An 18,481-nucleotide genomic window follows, 5' to 3' on the forward strand; every position below is an offset into this window, starting at 1 on the left:
ATCCGATATGGCCACCCAACAGGACAACGAACCGATCCGCTTCGGCGGTCCGGATGTCGCGGAACGACCGGTGGGACGCTCCATCGTCCGCGGTCTGCGCAACACCTGTCCTGCTTGCGGCAGCGGCCGGCTGTTCCGCGCTTTCCTCAAGCCTGTCGATCATTGCGCCGCCTGCGGCGAAGAAATGTTCCACCAGCGCTCCGACGACCTGCCGCCCTATCTCGTCATCTTCGTCATCGGCCACGTCACGGTCGGCGGCTACATGATGACGGATCTGGTCTGGCCGCTGTCGATGTGGACACATCTGGCAATCTGGGCACCCATTACGGTGCTGACGGCGATGCTGTCGATCCAGCCGATCAAGGGCGGCGTCATCGGATTGCAATGGGCACTGCGTATGCACGGCTTCGGCGGGCACAAGGACGAGCTCGACGATCCCAATATCGGAGAACAGCACGAGTGAAACGGCCGGGCGAAAAGACCGAATGGGGCGTCGAAGTCTCTGCCGAGCGCCCGGCCGGTCCCTCCGTTCGTCCGCGCGACGCCGCGACGATCGTCCTGATCGATCGGACGACGGGCTTTCCGCGCGTGCTGGTCGGCAAACGCAGCAGCCGCCATGTGTTCATGCCGGATACCTATGTCTTTCCCGGCGGGCGGCGGGATGCATCCGACCATGCTCTGCCCTTCGCATCCGATCTCCATCCCCTAGTTCTCGCCAGGCTCACCGGCGAACGGGGAACGGAGAAGAGCGCCCGGGCAATCGCGCTGGCAGCCCTCAGGGAACTGCACGAGGAAACCGGCCTTACGCTGGGGGATGCCGCCGGCGGCAGACTCCGGGCAAGCCTGCATACGCTGCGATATGTCGCCCGTGCCGTCACGCCGCCGGGCAACGTGCGGCGTTTCGACACGCGCTTCTTTTCGACCTTTGCCGACGAAGCCGGAATAAATCCCGATCTCATCCGTGATACAGGGGAACTGCATGATCTGCGCTGGCTCGATCTGCGCGATGTCGACAGCCTGAGCATGCCACGGATAACCCGCACCGTTCTCGAAGACTTGAAAAAACTGATGAGCATGGACCCGGCTTTACCGTTTGGCAGCCCAGTGCCGTTTTATTATAGCCGTCGCGGGCAGTCATTCCGCAGCACAGTGTAAGCAGGATCATTTTATGTCTCAGCCGTCCAACGGCGCACCGGGTCACGTCGAGGAAATTCATTGGCCGTCGCTGTTTGCGGCCATTTCGGCGATCAGCGCCGTCGGCATCGCCATCGGCCTCGGCCTGCCCCTGCTCAGCATCATCCTGGAAAAGCGCGGCATTTCCTCGACGCTGATCGGCTTCAACTCCGCCATGGCCGGCGTCGCCGCCATGGCCGCGGCCCCGGTGACGACATGGCTCGCCCACCGTTTCGGGGTGGCCAATACCATGCTCTGGGCCGTGCTGCTGGCGGCCGTCAGCGCGCTCGGCTTCTATTACGCCGAAGCCTTCTGGATGTGGTTCCCGCTGCGGGTGGTCTTCCACGGCGCCACCACCACGCTCTTCGTGCTTTCGGAATTCTGGATCAACGCCGCCTCCCCGCCCTCCCGGCGCGGCATGGTGCTCGGCATCTATTCGACGGTGCTGTCCATCGGCTTTGCCGCCGGGCCGCTGATCTTCTCCATCGTCGGCAGCGAGGGCGTATTTCCGTTCCTGATCGGCGCCGGCGCGATCCTGCTCGCTGCCATACCGATCTTCATCGCCCGCTACGAAAGCCCCGTGCTGGACGAGAAGCCGGAACTGCACTTCTTCCGCTACGTCTTCCTGGTGCCGAGCGCCACGGCGGCGGTCTTCGTCTTCGGCGCGGTCGAGGCCGGCGGCCTGTCGCTGTTTCCGATCTATGCCACCCGCTCGGGCTTCACCGAGGCGCAGGCGGCGCTGCTTCTGACCATCATGGGCATCGGCAACGTCATCTTCCAGATCCCGCTCGGCATGCTCTCGGACCGGATCTCCGACCGTCGTACACTGCTCTTCATCATGGCCGTCATTGGCCTCGTCGGCGCGATGACCTTGCCGCTGCTGGCCGGCAACTGGCTGATGATGGCGGCCGTGCTGTTGTTCTGGGGCGGCTGTGTCGCCGGTCTCTACACGGTCGGCCTCAGCCATCTCGGCTCGCGACTCACCGGCGCGGACCTGGCGGCCGCCAATGCCGCCTTCATCTTCTGTTATGCCATCGGCACCGTCGCCGGCCCACAGGCCATCGGCGCCACCATCGACATGACCGGCAATGACGGGTTTGCCTGGGCAATTGCCGCCTTCTTTGGCCTCTACGTGCTGCTTTCGGTGGCTCGCCTGCTTTTCGGGCCAAAACGGACTTGACTTTTCACGCGCGATTTGTAGTTTCGCGCCAGAAATAGCCGTGGACCCTTTCCGGCCGTCCACGGCTTCGTTTTTATTAAAGGCAGGACCACGACCATGGCGAAAGCTACAACCATCAAGATCAAGCTGCTGTCGACCGCCGACACCGGGTTCTTCTACGTCACGACGAAGAACAGCCGTACGATGACGGACAAGATGACGAAGACCAAGTACGACCCGGTTGCCAAGAAGCACGTCGAATTCAAGGAAACCAAGATCAAGTAAGATCTGCTTTCTGGAAGTTTAAAAGAAAGCGCGAGCCCTCGGGTTTCGCGCTTTTTTATTACCGCCTGCCAGCCGCCGTTTCCCTCCCATGCCTGAACCGCCGGAAATAAAAAACGCCGCCTCCCGGGGGAAGCGGCGTTTGAAAAGGGGGCCGGTTGACATGCAGCGGCACGAGGAACCGCGTGTAGCATATCAACCGGCCAACCCCACGACCCAGGAGATGCGGCGGACCTGAGCATCATGGGGTAAGACTGCCCTCTTTCCGAGGAGCGTTGTCTCTTTGTATGACGCATAATTTGCTCAAAATGAAAAGAAAATCAACAAATTCTTAATGCTTAGACGGACCCTTGTCCCTTTATGGTTAAAAACGACGGATAATGGTAAGGAAAGCGATTTATTTTCCAATTAAAACAACCAAAATACTAAAAATATTGATTCATTGCCGGCACGTATATTTTGGGACCCGCACAAACAATATTTTGTTAAGTTTTTAGATACCCAATTGAATCAAAGCTTAATCGTGCCTTCGAAAGTCCGGACCGCCATCACGGCAGATGCAGCCGCGCCATTTCGCTTCAACTGTGTTGTATGCGCGAAATTTTCACGGTCGCAATTGTGGGAATCTTCACGCGCTATACGATTGATCAATAATGGGTGAAAAACGCCACCATCTGCACAACCTTATAGCAAAAAGGCCGCGTTCCTTCGGAAAAGTTATCCACAGACGCGCCGAATGCTCCAGCCGATCCGACTGTTCTTCAAAATACTGTCGTCATGACGAGAATTGATTCGTTCAGGCCGCTGCCGCCACGACCCGGTTGCGTCCGCCATTCTTGGCTTCGTAGAGTGCCCGGTCGGCCTGCTTGAGCAATTGCTCCGGAGTTTCCATGCTGCCGGTGGTCGAGGATATGCCCATCGAGGCCGTGAGCTTCAGCAGATCGCCGCCCGGCAGGCTGAAAGGCTCGCCTTCGATACGACCGCGCAGCCGCTCCGCCACGGCCGCAGCCATTTCCGGCGGCGTATCCGGCATCACAAGCACGAACTCCTCGCCACCATAGCGGCAGGCAAGATCGGCCCCGCGCACTGTCCCGCGGATGCGTTGGGCAAACTCCTTCAGCACCTCGTCGCCGGCATCGTGGCCATAGGTGTCGTTCACGCTCTTGAAGCGGTCGATGTCGGTGATGCAGACGGACAGCGGCCGGCCGCGGGCGATCGCCCGGCTGAACAGCAGCTTCAGGTGATTGTCGAGATAGCGCCTGTTGTTCAGGCCGGTCAGGCCGTCGGTTACCGCCAGTTCGATCGTCTGCTTGACGCTGGTGCGCAGGCGGTCGTTGAAGCGCTTGCGGCGTATCTGGGTCAGGCAGCGCGCCACGAGTTCGTTCGGATCGAGCGGCCGGACGATATAGTCGTTGACGCCGAGATCGAGCGCCCGCACGATCATGCTGTCGGCACCCTGCTCTGTGATCAGCAGGATCGGTATGAAACGCGTCCGCTCCAGCGACCTGAGCTGCGAGCACAGGCGCAACGGATCGTAATCGTCGAAATTCGAGTTGACGATGACCAGTTCGAACGGGTTTTCCGCTGCCTCGAACAATGCTGCCTGCGGATCCGACATCGCCATGACATCGGCGATCGGTTTCAGCGCCTTGACGATACGCTCCTGCGAGCTGCCGCGGCCATCAACCAGCAGCACCTGCGCCGCCTCTTCGCTCCGGCTGTCCGTCTTCAGCATTTCCTCCAGGCCGATAGTGTGGGCGGTTTCGGCGCGGAAGCGCAATTCATCGCTCAGCGTCTTGAGGCGCAGGAGGCTTTTGACGCGCGAGATCAGCTGCAGGTCGTTGACGGGCTTGGTGAGAAAATCGTCGGCACCCGCCTTCAGTCCCCTCACCCGGTCGGACGGCTGGTCCAGCGCCGTCACCATGACGACCGGAATATGCGTGGTGCGCGGATTGCCCTTGATACGTTCGCAGACCTCGAATCCGTCCATGCCCGGCATCATGATGTCGAGGAGGATGAGGTCGACCTGGGTGCGGTCGCAGATCTCCAGCGCCGTCTTGCCGTCGGCAGCGGTCAGCACATCGAAATATTCGGCGAGAAGGCGCGCTTCGAGCAGTTTGACGTTGGCGGGAATGTCGTCCACGACCAGGATACGTGCAGTCATCGTGTCGTCCCTGCTCCCTTAGGCATCGCCGAGATAGGTCTTGATCGTTTCGATGAATTTCGGCACGGAAATCGGCTTGGACACGTAGGCTTCGCATCCGCCCTGCCGTATCCGCTCCTCGTCGCCCTTCATGGCGAAAGCGGTCACGGCGATCACCGGAATGACATGCAGGTCGTCATCTTCCTTCAGCCATTTGGTGACTTCCAGTCCCGAGACCTCCGGAAGCTGGATATCCATGAGAATGAGGTCCGGACGGTGCTTGCGCGCCAGATCCAGGGCTTCCATTCCGTTGCGGGTCTGGATGGTCGTATAGCCGGAGGCTTCGATCAGATCCCGAAAGAGCTTCATGTTGAGCTCGTTGTCTTCTACGATCATGACCTGTTTCGGCATTACGGCTTGTCCTTGAATGCTTTTCCGGCCGGCCCATCCTCTATATAGGTGTCCGGCGGATTCATTCTACAATCTCGCCCGACAGAGTAGATGGATTTGGTTGAGAAAAAGGTAACCGATCGTCAAAATGCATAACAGTTCGAAAATAGGCGCGGCGGCGGCCGCAGATCCGCAGGAAACGGCGATCGCCGTGCTGTCCTGGCTGGCAAACGAACCGGACATGCTGTCGCGTTTCCTGGCCCTGACGGGCGTCGCACCCGGCGAGCTGCGCCACGCCATGGGCGATACCGGCTTCCTTGCCGGGCTCATCGACTTCATCATGGGGCACGAACCGACCCTGATGGCCTTTTGCGCCGCAACGGATACCGCGCCCGAAACCGTTGCAGCCGCCTGGCGCACGCTCTCGAAACCGGGACTGGACTCCGGAGAATACTGATGGCGACTCGGCAGGATTACGATCTCGACCACATCCGGCTGACAGACAGGCCGCTGATCGTCTGCGATATCGACGAGGTGGTGCTGGAGTTCATTTCGCCATTTGCCGCTTTCCTGCGCAGCCAGAATCACGAGCTTCTGCCGCGCTCCTTCCATCTCCACGGCAACATCGTCTCGACCCTGGACGGCTCCGTTCCGGAGGCGGCCATCGTATCGGCCTTCCTCGATGCGTTCTTCGCGGCGCAGGACAAGTGGCAGATGCCGGCGGAACAGGCGGTCGAGACGCTGCACCGGCTGGCGGATGACGCCGATATCGTGTTTCTCACCGCCATGTCGCCGCGCCACCGGATCGTGCGGCGCAACCTGCTCGACCGCTTCGACCTGCATTTTCCCATGGTGGCGACGGAGGGGCCGAAAGGCCCTGTCGTCACGGCCCTGCACGGCGCCCGTCCGCTGCCGGTCGCCTTTATCGACGACATCGAGCGCAACCTCCTGTCTGTCCGCGAGCACGTGCCGGATTGCCTGCTTCTGACGATGCTCGCCAATGCGGATTTCCGCGCCCTCGCTCCTGAGCCCTGCGCCGGCATTCGCGCCGTCGCAGGATGGACCGAGGCCTTCGGCCTGCTGCAGGCGCATGTCTGCGCTGACGTCCGTTCGCAGACGGGTTGACGGAGACGGGTAACTCCAGCCTCGCGTCTTTTCCCGGGAAAACGCCGGCCGGATCCAGCTTGGCCTTGAGGATTCGCCTGTCCTGGCGTAGCGTCGCTCTGTTCAACCTTTGTTCCGAACATGAGCACTGAACCCAAGTCCAATTCCGGTTTCTGCCGCGACTGCCTGGCCGAGCAGGCACCGACCAGGCGTTGCCGCGCCTGCGGCAGCCCGCGGCTGGTCTATCATGACGAACTCTACGACCTGACGCTTGCCCATATCGACTGTGACGCCTTTTATGCGGCGATCGAAAAACGCGACAATCCCGAGCTTCTGGACAAGCCGCTCATCATCGGCGGCGGCAAGCGCGGCGTCGTCTCCACCGCCTGTTACATCGCCCGCATCCATGGCGTACGCTCGGCGATGCCGATGTTCAAGGCGCTCGAAGCCTGTCCCGAAGCGGTGGTCATCCGTCCGGACATGGAAAAATACGTCAGGGTCGGCCGGCAGATCCGGGCGATGATGCAGGATCTGACGCCGCTGGTTCAGCCCTTGTCGATCGACGAGGCGTTCCTGGAACTCGACGGGACACAAAGGCTGCATCACGACCCGCCGGCGCGCATCCTCGCCCGTTTTGCCAAACGGGTGGAAAACGAGATCGGCATCACCATCTCGATCGGCCTTTCCTATTGCAAGTTCCTCGCCAAGGTCGCCTCCGACCTGCAGAAGCCGCGCGGCTTTTCGGTCATCGGCCAGCGGGAGGCGCTCGATTTCCTCGCTCCCCGCCCCGTCACGACGATCTGGGGCGTCGGCAAGGCGTTTGCCGCAACGCTGGAACGCGACGGCATCCGCACCATAGGGCAGTTCCAGACGATGGAGGAAAACGAACTGATGCGCCGCTACGGCACCATGGGCCAGCGCCTCTATCGCTTGTCGCGCGGCATCGACGATCGCGAGGTGCATCTCAACGACACCGCCAAGAGCGTTTCGGCGGAGACGACCTTCTTCGACGACATCGCCCGTTTCGACGACCTCGTGCCGCTGCTGCGCAACCTTTCCGAAAAGGTCGCCTGGCGGCTGAAGAAGAACGCAGTCGCCGGCAATACCGTGGTGCTGAAGCTCAAGACCGCGGACTTCAAGATCCGCACCCGCAACAAGCGGCTGGAGGATCCGACGCAGCTTGCCGACAGGATTTTCCGCACCGGGCTGAGCATGCTGGAGAAAGAGGCCGACGGAACGAAATTCCGCCTTCTCGGCATCGGCGTCACCGATCTCACCGATCCCGGCCGGGCCGACCCGCCCGACCTCGTGGACGCACATGCCGCGCGTCGCGCCGCCGCCGAGGCCGCCGTCGACAAGCTCCGCGAAAAATTCGGGAAAAACACTGTCGAAACCGGTTATACCTTCCAGACGGGACGCCGCGATCAATAATTCGTGATGTTTCGAAGCCACCCGGCGGTGGATATGTACAAGATCGTTTACGGATGCTTAGTTGTTGTGCAGGAACGGCGCTGTCGATTGTTTCAGCTGGTTCTCGAAATTCCTCTACGCTTCAAAACTTCCTTAAACTTCACGACATATTTTGTCGGCATATGTTTTGCGTCAGGAATAGCACGATGGTTTCTCGTTTGATCTTGGGCGTCAGCCTTTCCCTGCTTGCCGCAACCGCCTACACGCCGCCTGCGCTGGCGAATGATGGCCGGACGTTGCAGATCATCGTCTCGCGCGACGCCCAGTCGCTCGTCGTCTACAACGGCGACCAGGTGGTGGCAACCTCGAAGGTCTCGACCGGCAAGCCCGGCCATTCGACGCCGACCGGCATCTTTTCCATTCTGGAAAAGAAGAAGTATCACGAATCCAACCTCTATTCGAACGCGCCGATGCCCTACATGCAGCGCATCACCTGGTCCGGCGTCGCCCTGCACGAATCCAACCATGTGCCGAACTATCCGGCCTCACATGGTTGCGTGCGCATGCCCGGCAAATTTGCCAAGGCGCTGTTCCAGATGACGCAGCGCGGCGCGCATGTGATCATCACCGACGAACCGGTGGTGCCGGTCGCCTTCAGCCACTCGAACCTCTTCAAGCCGCACAATCCGCTGATCGAGGAACAGTTGATGTCGGACGCGGAACTGCGGCCGACGACGCCCGATCCCGTGCTGCGGCCGGTCGAACTCGCCATGAACGAGGTTCTGCCGAAGTTAGGCGCCACGGCGACGGCCGTGATCGAGGACATGCCGCCGATCCGCATTCTCATCACCCGCCGCGGCGCGCGTGAAGCGATGATTGACGCCCAGACGCTGCTCAACACGCTGGGTTACGCCGCCGGCGATGTCGACGGCCAGGCCGGCAGCGTGACCATCGCCGCCATCAATGCCTTCAAGACGGCCAACAACCTGCCGGCCAAGGGCGAGTTGCTCAGCCCGGAATTCATGGCAGCACTCTACAAGGCCGCCGGCAAGGGCACGCCGCCCTCCGGCCAGATCCTGGTGCGTCAGAAATTCAAACCGATCATCGAGGCGCCCGTGGTCATCGACCAGCCGGAGGTGGCGCTCGGCACGCTGTTCTTCGAGGCAACTGACGTAATGCGCACCGCCGGCAAGGTGGAATGGCATGCGCTCAGCCTCGACAACCATCTGAGCGAGCAGCAGATGAAGCGCCTCGGCATTACCGAAAGCGCCGATGCCAAGGATCCCGATCTGCTGTCGAAGACGCTCGATCGCATCCGCATTCCCGACGACGTGCGCCGCAAGATCGAAACGCTTCTGAGCGACGGCTCGTCGCTGACGATCGCCGATGTCGGCCTGGGATCGGAAACCGGCCAGGGGACCGACTTCATCACGCTGACGAAAAAGACGCCGAAGGGCAAATCCAAGAGCTGAGCCGCAGGGCAGCATCCTCATCCAAAAGCAAAGGCGCCTGAAACATAGATTCAGGCGCCTTTCTTATGTGCTTGTAATCCTGTGATCTTTTCCAGACCGTTCACACCAGCTCGACGTCGATCACACCCGGTGCCGAACGTAAGGCAGCGGCGATTTCCGGCGAGATACGGTATTTTTCCGTCAATGCCACCTCGATCTCGCGCTGGCCCTCTTCCTTGATGACGATGAAGGACACCAGGCCGTCACCCTTGGCGTTGAGATGGGCGGCGACCGTTCGAAGCGGTCCGGCGTCGCGCACATAGATGCGCAAGGCCTTCTGCATCTGGATCGATTTTTCCTCGAGCGATTGTGCCGTCTGGATTCGGAGACCGATGCCTTCGGGACGTTCTTCGGCATTGACCGTGAGGATCAGCGATTTTCCGGGCTCCAGAAGGTCCCGGTACTGGTTGAGGCCTTCGGAAAACAGCACCGCCTCGTACTGACCGGACGGATCGGAAAAGGAGACGATGCCCATCTTGTTGCCGGTGCGCGTCTTGCGCTCCTGCTTCATCGTCACCGTGCCGGCCAGTCGTCCGGCGGAAGCACCCTGTTTCACCGCAGCGGAAAAATCGGCAAAACTCTGCACCCGCATCTTCGACAGCAGGCTCGCATAGGAATCCAGCGGGTGTGCCGACAGATAGAAGCCGAGCACCTGAAATTCGCGGTGCATCTTTTCCGAGGCAAGCCAGGGCGCGAAGGTGGGGAAGGTGATGGTTTCCGGCCCGGTCGCGGCCCCCGAGCCGAACATGTCCGATTGGCCGCTCGTCTTGTTTTCCTGTGCCCGCTGGGCATAACCGATGATGCGGTCGAGGCCGGCGATCATTTCGGCGCGGTCACGGCCGAAACAATCGAAGGCGCCTGCCGAAATGAGGCTTTCGAACACTCGCCGGTTCACCTGCTTCGGATCGATACGCAGGCAGAAATCCTCGATGCTGGCGAAAGGCTTGTCGCCGCGCACCGCAACGATGTGCTCGACGGCCGCTTCGCCGACGCCCTTGATGGCGGCGAGCGAATAGAAGATGCAGTTGTCGCCCGTTTCGAACATCCGGAACGAGGTCTGAACCGATGGCGGCACCACCTTGATGCCGAGCCGCTTGGCATCCTGCCGGAAATCGTTGAGCTTGTCGGTGTTCGACATATCGTAGGTCATCGACGCGGCGAGGAATTCCACCGGGTAATGCGCCTTGAGATAGGCCGTCTGGTAAGACACGATGGCGTAGGCCGCCGCGTGCGACTTGTTGAAGCCGTAATTGGCGAACTTTGCCAAGAGGTCGAAGATCAGGTCCGATTGCGGTTTCGACACGCCGTTCTTGACGGCGCCGGTGACGAAACGCTCGCGCTGCTTGTCCATCTCCTCCTTGATCTTCTTGCCCATGGCGCGGCGCAAAAGATCGGCCTCGCCGAGCGAATAGCCCGAAAGGACCTGGGCGATCTGCATCACCTGTTCCTGGTAGACAATGACGCCCTGCGTTTCCTTGAGCAGGTGGTCGATCATCGGATGGATGCTCTCGATCTCCTCCTCGCCGTGCTTGCGGGCGTTGTAAACCGGGATGTTTTCCATCGGACCCGGGCGATACAGCGCCACCAGCGCGATGATGTCCTCGATGCAGTCCGGCCGCATGCCGATCAGCGCCTTGCGCATGCCGGCACTTTCCACCTGGAAGATGCCGACCGTTTCGCCGCGCGACATCATTTCGTAGGTTTTCGCGTCGTCCAGCGGCAGGCTTTCGAGTTTCACCTCGATGCCGCGCTTGGCGATGAAATCGACGCCGGTCTTCAGCACGGTCAGCGTCTTGAGGCCGAGGAAGTCGAACTTCACCAGGCCCGCCTGCTCGACCCATTTCATGTTGAACTGGGTGACCGGCATGTCCGACCGCGGATCGCGGTACATCGGCACCAGCTTCGACAGCGGCCTATCACCGATGACGATGCCGGCGGCGTGGGTCGACGCGTGCCGGTAAAGGCCTTCGATCTTCTGGGCGATATCCAGCAGTCGGGCGACGACGGGTTCTTTTTCCGCCTCCTCCCGCAGTTTCGGCTCCTCCTCGATCGCCTTGTACAGCGGCGTCGGATTGGCAGGGTTGTTGGGCACGAGCTTGCAGATCTTGTCGACCTGGCCGTAAGGCATCTCCAGCACGCGGCCGACGTCGCGCAGTGCCGCGCGCGCCTGCAGCGAACCGAAGGTGATGATCTGCGCCACCTGCTCGCGGCCGTATTTCTGCTGGACGTAGCGGATCACCTCTTCGCGCCGGTCCTGGCAAAAGTCGATGTCGAAGTCCGGCATCGAAACGCGGTCCGGATTGAGAAAGCGTTCGAACAGCAGCGAGAATCGCAACGGATCGACGTCGGTGATCGTCAGCGCATAAGCGACGAGCGAGCCCGCACCCGAACCACGCCCCGGACCGACCGGGATATCCTGCAGCTTCGCCCATTTGATGAAGTCGGCAACGATCAGGAAGTAGCCCGGAAACTTCATGCGTTCGATGACGCCGAGTTCGAACTGCAACCGCTCGCGATAGTCCTTCTCGTCGTACCCTTCCGCCATGCCGAGCGTCGCCAGGCGGTGGTCGAGGCCTTCTTCGGCCTGTCGGCGCAATTCTGCCCCTTCGGCGCGATCAGCCTCCTCCTCGTCGCTTGTCGCCGCGCTGGTGAAGCGCGGCAGGATCGGCTTGCGGGTCTTGAGTACGAACGAGCATCGCCGGGCGATCTCCACCGTATTTTCCAAAGCTTCCGGCAGGTCCGCAAACAGCCTGGCCATATCCGCGCGGCTTTTCAGATAATGGTCCGGCGTCAAGCGGAACCGGCTGTCGTCGGAGACGATCGCATTGTGCGCCACCGCCATCAGCGCATCATGGGCATCGAAATCATCGGGAGACGGAAAAAACGCTTCGTTGGTGGCCACCAGAGGTACGTCATGAGCGTAAGCGAGATCTACCATTCTCGCTTCGTGTCGGCGGTCGTAATTACCATGCCGCTGCAGCTCGATGTAAAGCTGATCGCCGAACAGCGCCTTCAGCGTCAAGAGGCGTTGCTCGGCCATCGCCGCATGCCCCTCCCTCGAGGCGATGTCAACGGGACCGCCGACGCCGCCGGTCAGCACGATCAAGCCGTCGGTGCCACCTTCCTGCAGCCAGGACAGGCGAATATTGACGGAGCCGTTGCCCTCGCCGCCGAGATAGGCGCGGCTGACGAGGTCGACGAGATTTTCGTATCCGACCGCATTGGCGGCGAGCAATACCACCGACGGCAGCTTGACGAAGGATTGCAGGCCGCGCTTGTCGGTCTCCTGTCCGTCCTCCATGTCGATCGACACCTGGCAACCGATGATCGGTTGCAGACCCTCACCGACAGCCTTTTCGGAAAATTCCAGCGCAACGAAGAGATTGTTGGTATCGGTGATGGCAATTGCCGGCTGGCCGTCGGCAGCAGCCTTGCTCAGGATCTTCTTGAGAGGCAAAGCGCCCTCAAGCAGGGAATAGGCAGAATGAACCCGCAGATGAACGAATTCCAGCGCGCCCCGGCTTTCGCCTCCGACGCCCGACACAGCCCCTACCGTTGCCATCGCATGCCTTCCAATCATTCACTTGAATCAAGCCTGATTGTCGGCTTCCCAGGCAGCAGAGTCCAGTACGGCCCAAAGGTTCTGCAGGAAATTATCACGGACGCGAGCTTGCGTCCTCACATCGCCATCATGATCACCGACAGGCTGGCGATAAACGTCACAATGGAAGCGAAGGCAGCGATATCACGAATAAAATCAGTCATTGCATCTCTCCTTACCTCTTATGTTTTTATTTTGTTCTCTTTTGGTTCCGGTGTCAATCCCAATTTTGAGCCGTTCCCCGCTATTCTCCCATCACGCGGATGCTGGACCCCTCCTCGGGGTTTGGATATGAAAACACAGTCGAAAAAGAGGAGTACGAGAATGATCCGAGCCCTGCTCGCCGCCGTGGCGCTCGTCACGGGCACATCCGCTGCCCTGGCTGCCGAACCGATCGCCCCGGAGCGCATCATCGATGCCGTGACCGGCGACTGGAACAAGGACGACCAGTCGGACCTTGCCCTTCTCGTGGCGCCGGCGGAAGGCGAGGACATGATCGGCATCTACATCTATGTCCGCGACAAGGATCATCCGCTGCTCAAGCTGGTGGCCGAAGCGCCGGGCAAGATCTGGGGCAACAGCAGCCTGGACGGCATGTTCGGCCAGGATCCGTCGCTGACCGCGCTGGCGAACGGCTCCATCGCCGTGCATTCGCAAAACAGCGGTATCGGCCGCAACCGCTGGGAACAGAGGATGACGCTCGCTTATCGCAACGGCGATTTCGTCGTCGCCGGCTATACCTACAACGACTACGACACGCTCGACCCCAATGCCGGAACGACCTGCGATTACAACGTGCTGACCGGCAAGGCCAAGGTGAACGACAAGGAACTGCGTGTCGAACCGAAGTTCATCACCATCCAGGATTGGGACGATACCAAGGATCGCGGTCCCTGCAGCAGCGATTGAGCCGCAGGAAAAACCGCAAGATCAGATCTCGTGCACCTTGCCGTCGCTGATCGTCACGCGACGGTCCATGCGGCGGGCAAGGTCGAGATTGTGCGTGGCGATGACGGCTGCCAAGCCCGACTGGCGCACCAGGGCTTCCAGCGCGTCGAAGACATAATGAGCCGTTTCCGGGTCGAGATTACCCGTCGGCTCGTCGGCCAGCAGCACCAGCGGCGCATTGGCAACGGCGCGGGCAATCGCCACGCGCTGCTGCTCGCCGCCGGAAAGCTCCGCCGGGCGATGGGTGGCGCGATGGCCAATCCGCATGTAGTCGAGCAGCTGGCTGGCACGCTCGCGGGTCTCGTTCCAGGCAAGCCCGCCGATCAGCTGCGGCATCATGATGTTTTCCAGCGCCGAAAATTCCGGCAGCAGGTGATGGAACTGGTAAACGAAGCCGATCTCCGAGCGGCGGATCGCCGTCCGCTGGTCGTCGGGCAGATTGTTGCAGCTCTTGCCGTTGATGAAGACCTCGCCCTTGTCGGGATGCTCCAGCAGCCCGGCGACGTGCAGCAGCGTCGACTTGCCGGTGCCGGACGGCGCCACCAGGGCGACGATCTCGCCGGAATGCAGCGTGAAATCCGCGCCCTTGAGAATCGACAGGACGGTGTCGCCCTGGCCGTAGTGGCGTTCGACCCCGGATAGCTGCAGTGCGATTTTACGTTTCATGTATGCGTGTCGTCCTTATTCGTAACGCAGCGCCTGCACGGGATCGAGCCGTGAAGCGCGCCAGGCGGGAACGATCGTGGCGAGGAACGACAGGGTCAGCGCCATGATCACCACCGATACGGTTTCGCCAACATTCATGTCGGCGGGAAGCTGGCTGAGGAAATAGAGTTCCGGGTCGAACAGCACCGTGCCGGAAATCCAGGAGAAAAACTGCCGGATCGATTCGATGTTGAGACAGACGATAACGCCAAGCAGCACGCCAGCCAGCGTGCCGGCAATGCCGATGGCCGCCCCGGTCATGAAGAAGATCCGCATGATCGAGCCCGACGTCGCCCCCATGGTGCGCAGGATGGCGATGTCGCTGCCCTTGTCCTTCACCAGCATGATCAGGCCGGAAATGATGTTGAGCGCCGCCACCAGCACGATCAGCGTCAGGATCATGAACATGACGTTGCGTTCCACCTGCAGGGCGGAGAAGAAGGTCTGGTTGCGCTGGCGCCAGTCGGTGATGAACACCTGGCGGCCGGCCGCTTCCTCGAGCTTCGGACGCAACTCATCGACCGTATCGGGATTGGCGACGAACAGCTCGATCGACTGCACCACGCCTTCGGCGTTGAAATACAGCTGCGCCTCCTCGAGCGGCATGTAGATGATCGAGGAATCATATTCCGACATGCCGATCTCGAAGATGCCGGAGACGACATAGGACTTGATGCGCGGGTTGACGCCGAGCGGCGTGATATCGCCCTCGGGCGACATCAGCGTGATCTGGTCGCCGGCGTTGAGGCCGAGTTGGCTTGCCATGCGAGAACCGATCAGCACGCCCTGCCCCGCGGCAAAACCGACGAGATCGCCGCTCTTGACGTTGCTGGAGACGGTCTTCAGCGCCTCGATGTCTTCGGGCCGAATGCCGCGCACCAGAGCGCCGGTTCCCGCGCCGCCGCGGCCGGAGGCCAGCGTCTGCCCCTCGACCAGCGGCAGGGCCATGGTGACGCCGGGCACGGCCGCGAATTTCCTGGCCAGTTCGTCGTAATTGTCGAGCGGCGTGTCGATCGGCTGGACGATCATGTGGCCGTTGACGCCGAGAATGCGGGAAATCAGCTCGGTGCGGAAACCGTTCATCACCGCCATGACGATGATCAGCGTCGCGACACCGAGCATGATGCCGATGAAGGAAAAGCCGGCGATAACGGAGATGAAGGCTTCCTTGCGCCGCGCCCGGAGATAGCGCCAGGCCACGATCCGTTCGAAGGCGGAAAACGGGCGGCCGGCCTTGCTCTTGCCAGGCTGTTCCGCCGTTTCCTTCACCGCATCTACCGCCATGTTTTCCCCTTCTGTCAGCCGGTCAGCTTGTTCAATGCCGCTTCAACGGTCAGCGTCTCGCGTGCCCCGGTCTTGCGGTCCTTGAGCTCCACTTCGCCATTGGCGATGGAGCGCGGACCGACGATGACCTGCACCGGAACACCGATCAGATCGGCGGCGGCGAACTTCGTGCCGGCGCGATCGTCCGTATCGTCGTAAAGCACATCCTGACCGGCGTTGCCGAGAGCCGCATACAGCCTTTCGCTGGCCGCATCGCAGGCCTCGTCGCCCGCCTTCATGTTGATGATCACGGAATCGAACGGCGCGACGGATGCCGGCCAGATGATTCCGTTTTCATCATGCGATGCTTCAATGATGGCTGGAACAAGGCGGGTGGGGCCAATACCGTAGGAACCCATGTGGACAACATGTTCCTTGCCGTCTGGCCCCTGCACCTTGGCGCCCATCGGCTCGGAATATTTCGTGCCGAAATAGAAGATATGGCCGACCTCGATGCCGCGGGCCGAAAGGCGATCGCCTTCCGGTATGGCATTAAAAGCCGCCTCGTCGTGCATTTCGGAGGTGGCGGCGTAGACCGACGTCCACTTGTCGAAGATCGACTGCATGCCGGCGACGTTGTCGAAATCGGTATCTTCGGCCGGAATGTCGAAATCGACGAAATCCTTGTGGCAGAAGACCTCCGATTCGCCGGTATCGGCAAGGATGATGAATTCGTGGCTGAGATTGCCGCCGATCGGGCCGGTGTCGGCGCGCATCGGAATGGCGCGCAGGCCAAGCCGCGAGAAGGTGCGCAGGTAGGCGGCGAACATCTTGCGGTAGGAATGTTCGGCACCTTCCTTCGTCAGGTCGAAGGAATAGGCATCCTTCATCAGGAACTCGCGCGACCGCATGGTGCCGAAGCGCGGGCGGATCTCGTCGCGAAACTTCAGCTGGATGTGGTAGAGGTTCAGCGGCAGGTTCTTGTAGGATTTGACGTAGGACCGGAAGATATCGGTGACCATCTCCTCGTTGGTCGGGCCGTAGAGCATCGGGCGCTCCTGACGGTCCTTGATCCGCAGCATTTCCTTGCCATAGGCGTCGTAACGGCCGCTTTCCTGCCAGAGTTCGGCGGATTGCAGCGTCGGCATCAGCAGTTCGATGGCGCCGGAGCGATTCTGCTCCTCGCGGATGATCTTGTTGACCTTGTCCAGAACCCGCTTGCCCATCGGCAGCCAGCTATAGATGCCCTGCGACTGCTGGCGGACCATGCCGGAGCGCAGCATCAGCCGATGGGAGACGATCTCGGCTTCCTTGGGATTTTCCTTCAGGATAGGCATGAAAAAGCGGGAAAGGCGCATAGGCTGGTCCAGAAATTTTTGGGATTCCCTCGACTGCCGGGAATCAATGAACAGGGGCGATTTTGGAAGATGTTCTTAGCCGCTTCGCGGGGCGAAAGAAACCCGCCTGAAACACGCATTTGCGGCGTGAAGCTCGAATGATGGCCACTCGAAATATGATTTCACGGCAGAATTGAGGCGAGCCAGAACTGAAATTACACTTCTCGCTTGTCAACAGAAAAAATGTATCGAAGTGTAGCAAAAATGCAAAAAAATCGGATGACAAAGCCCAATCTCTGAGCTAGTTTCGGCTCACAAAAGAGGCAAGGAGATTAAATTCTTGTCGTTTCGCGGTCAAAGTCTTGGGAGGATTAGGTCTTAGGCGCGCTCGCTCGCAGCCCCGGTAACGGTTAGAGATCACGCGATACTTTAAAAACAAGGCTTCCAGCCTTGTTTTTTTTTGCTTTTTGCCTGCGACTTATCTTTTGCAACGCTGCTTTTCAAAAGCAGCCTCTCATCGCAGGCTTTTATGAAATCCGTATGACGAAAGGCCGTAGCGGGCCTTTGTCGGCAGGCCGCAACAAAACTCAATCGAATTTGGGAATGAAGCGCGGCAGGGCATCGATGCTGAAGCCGAGATAGACGGAACAGAGATACCAGAGACCGTAGAGCACGGCGGAGACCAGCGTCGTCAGCAGCAGAACCTTCTTCGCCTGGAAACGCGTCGGGGCGCTTTCGACGGTGCCGGGCACGACATGATCGTCCTCCGCCTGCGTGCGCAGGCCGATCGGCAGGATCGCGAAAAGCGTGATCCACCAGACGATGAAATACACTGCAAAGATGGAAAAAAGCTGCATCGGTCGTCCTTCCGGGCCTTGCCGCTCCGTATGCGGAGATGCCCTTGGTTTCAGCCGGGCGAACGGCCTCTGGATAAGCTGCTACGGCGTCCTTGGCGCGACTTGAAAGACGCGCGGCGCTGTAGAGGCCTTATAAGGCCAAAGCCGGTCAAGCTCAAACCGGCCTTATTGTCACAGTTGCTCGAGTTCGATCAGCGTGCCGAAAAAATCCTTGGGGTGCAGGAAAAGAACCGGCTTGCCGTGCGCGCCGATCTTGGGATCGCCGTTGCCGAGCACGCGGGCACCGGCGGCGACAAGGCGGTCGCGGGCGACAAGGATGTCATCCACTTCGTAGCAGATATGGTGCATGCCGCCATCGGGGTTTTTCGCCAGGAAGGCGGCAATGGGCGAGGTCTCGCCAAGCGGCTCCAGCAGTTCCACCTTGGTGTTCGGCAGTTCCACGAAGACCACGGTCACGCCATGCTCCGGCAAGGCCTGCCTTTGCGAGACCGCCGCGCCCAGCGTGTCGCGATAGGCATCGGATGCCTTGCCGATATCCGGCACGGCGATGGCGATGTGATTGATGCGTCCGAGCATGACGGTCTCCTCCCCCGGTCCG

General features: G+C 60.6%; 17 protein-coding genes. 9 read left to right on the forward strand and 8 right to left on the reverse strand.

The annotated features are described in order from the left end of the window. Positions 1-7: 7 nt before the first annotated feature. From DEM27_RS29010 to rpmG, 4 genes are all read left to right on the forward strand, one after another. Entirely contained in the window at positions 8-463 is a 456-nt protein-coding gene (locus DEM27_RS29010; RefSeq protein WP_109461738.1) for a DUF983 domain-containing protein, read from the forward strand. Beyond that, positions 460-1,155 carry an NUDIX hydrolase gene (locus DEM27_RS29015; RefSeq protein WP_245446205.1) on the forward strand — a complete coding sequence of 232 codons (696 nt, stop codon included), beginning with the start codon at positions 460-462 and terminating at the stop codon, positions 1,153-1,155. The genes DEM27_RS29010 and DEM27_RS29015 overlap by 4 nt, the downstream gene beginning before the upstream one ends. A 13-nt stretch (positions 1,156-1,168) precedes the next feature. Beyond that, complete coding sequence (locus tag DEM27_RS29020; protein ID WP_109461740.1) at positions 1,169-2,353, forward strand: MFS transporter; 1,185 nt, start codon at positions 1,169-1,171, stop codon at positions 2,351-2,353. Positions 2,354-2,449: 96 nt separating this feature from the next. Beyond that, complete coding sequence (gene rpmG / locus DEM27_RS29025) at positions 2,450-2,617, forward strand: 50S ribosomal protein L33 (RefSeq protein WP_003547442.1); 168 nt, start codon at positions 2,450-2,452, stop codon at positions 2,615-2,617. A 793-nt stretch (positions 2,618-3,410) separates the two neighbouring features. Here the strand turns inward: rpmG and DEM27_RS29030 are convergent. Both DEM27_RS29030 and DEM27_RS29035 read right to left on the reverse strand, forming a co-directional pair. Then, entirely contained in the window at positions 3,411-4,778 is a 1,368-nt protein-coding gene (locus DEM27_RS29030; protein ID WP_109461741.1) for a PleD family two-component system response regulator, read from the reverse strand. An 18-nt stretch (positions 4,779-4,796) separates the two neighbouring features. After that, positions 4,797-5,168, reverse strand: a complete 372-nt coding sequence (locus DEM27_RS29035) for a response regulator (RefSeq protein ID WP_028754034.1) — start codon at positions 5,166-5,168, stop codon at positions 4,797-4,799. A 127-nt stretch (positions 5,169-5,295) separates the two neighbouring features. Between DEM27_RS29035 and DEM27_RS29040 the strand changes: the two genes are divergently transcribed. The 4 genes from DEM27_RS29040 to DEM27_RS29055 all read left to right on the forward strand — a co-directional run bounded on the left by DEM27_RS29040 (position 5,296) and on the right by DEM27_RS29055 (position 9,133). Further along, complete coding sequence (locus DEM27_RS29040; RefSeq protein WP_109461742.1) at positions 5,296-5,604, forward strand: DUF3572 domain-containing protein; 309 nt, start codon at positions 5,296-5,298, stop codon at positions 5,602-5,604. Further along, positions 5,604-6,272, forward strand: coding sequence for a hypothetical protein (locus DEM27_RS29045; protein ID WP_109461743.1), 669 nt, complete (start codon positions 5,604-5,606; stop codon positions 6,270-6,272). The genes DEM27_RS29040 and DEM27_RS29045 overlap by 1 nt, the downstream gene beginning before the upstream one ends. Before the next feature lie 120 nt (positions 6,273-6,392). Next, positions 6,393-7,682, forward strand: coding sequence for a DNA polymerase IV (locus DEM27_RS29050; RefSeq protein ID WP_109461744.1), 1,290 nt, complete (start codon positions 6,393-6,395; stop codon positions 7,680-7,682). A gap of 185 nt (positions 7,683-7,867) precedes the next feature. Beyond that, positions 7,868-9,133, forward strand: coding sequence for a L,D-transpeptidase family protein (locus DEM27_RS29055; RefSeq protein WP_109461745.1), 1,266 nt, complete (start codon positions 7,868-7,870; stop codon positions 9,131-9,133). A gap of 100 nt (positions 9,134-9,233) precedes the next feature. On the opposite strand, the gene dnaE is transcribed toward DEM27_RS29055, so the two are convergent. Next, positions 9,234-12,734, reverse strand: a complete 3,501-nt coding sequence (gene dnaE, locus DEM27_RS29060; RefSeq protein ID WP_109461746.1) for a DNA polymerase III subunit alpha — start codon at positions 12,732-12,734, stop codon at positions 9,234-9,236. A 363-nt stretch (positions 12,735-13,097) separates the two neighbouring features. On the opposite strand from dnaE, the gene DEM27_RS29065 reads away from it, so the two are divergent. After that, positions 13,098-13,682, forward strand: coding sequence for a hypothetical protein (locus DEM27_RS29065; RefSeq protein WP_109461747.1), 585 nt, complete (start codon positions 13,098-13,100; stop codon positions 13,680-13,682). Positions 13,683-13,703: 21 nt separating this feature from the next. On the opposite strand, the gene DEM27_RS29070 is transcribed toward DEM27_RS29065, so the two are convergent. The 5 genes from DEM27_RS29070 to mce form a co-directional block, all read right to left on the reverse strand. Continuing rightward, the gene (locus DEM27_RS29070; RefSeq protein WP_109461748.1) at positions 13,704-14,387 is read right to left on the reverse strand and encodes an ABC transporter ATP-binding protein; all 684 of its coding nucleotides are present in this window, start codon (positions 14,385-14,387) and stop codon (positions 13,704-13,706) included. Between the two features lie 15 nt (positions 14,388-14,402). Further along, positions 14,403-15,710: a lipoprotein-releasing ABC transporter permease subunit gene (locus tag DEM27_RS29075; protein ID WP_109461749.1), complete on the reverse strand. Its 1,308-nt coding sequence runs from the start codon at positions 15,708-15,710 to the stop codon at positions 14,403-14,405. Between the two features lie 14 nt (positions 15,711-15,724). Beyond that, a complete protein-coding gene (proS, locus tag DEM27_RS29080; RefSeq protein WP_109461750.1) occupies positions 15,725-17,047 on the reverse strand; it encodes a proline--tRNA ligase in 1,323 nt (440 codons plus the stop codon). A 566-nt stretch (positions 17,048-17,613) separates the two neighbouring features. Further along, on the reverse strand, positions 17,614-17,883 hold the full coding sequence (locus DEM27_RS29085; protein WP_109461751.1) for a DUF1467 family protein: 270 nt from the start codon (positions 17,881-17,883) through the stop codon (positions 17,614-17,616). A 171-nt stretch (positions 17,884-18,054) separates the two neighbouring features. Beyond that, positions 18,055-18,459 carry a methylmalonyl-CoA epimerase gene (gene mce / locus DEM27_RS29090; protein WP_109461752.1) on the reverse strand — a complete coding sequence of 135 codons (405 nt, stop codon included), beginning with the start codon at positions 18,457-18,459 and terminating at the stop codon, positions 18,055-18,057. Positions 18,460-18,481 lie beyond the last annotated feature (22 nt).

It is taken from the genome of Rhizobium album, assembly GCF_003122325.1.
In the GTDB taxonomy this organism is placed as follows: Bacteria; Pseudomonadota; Alphaproteobacteria; order Rhizobiales; family Rhizobiaceae; genus Metarhizobium; species Metarhizobium album.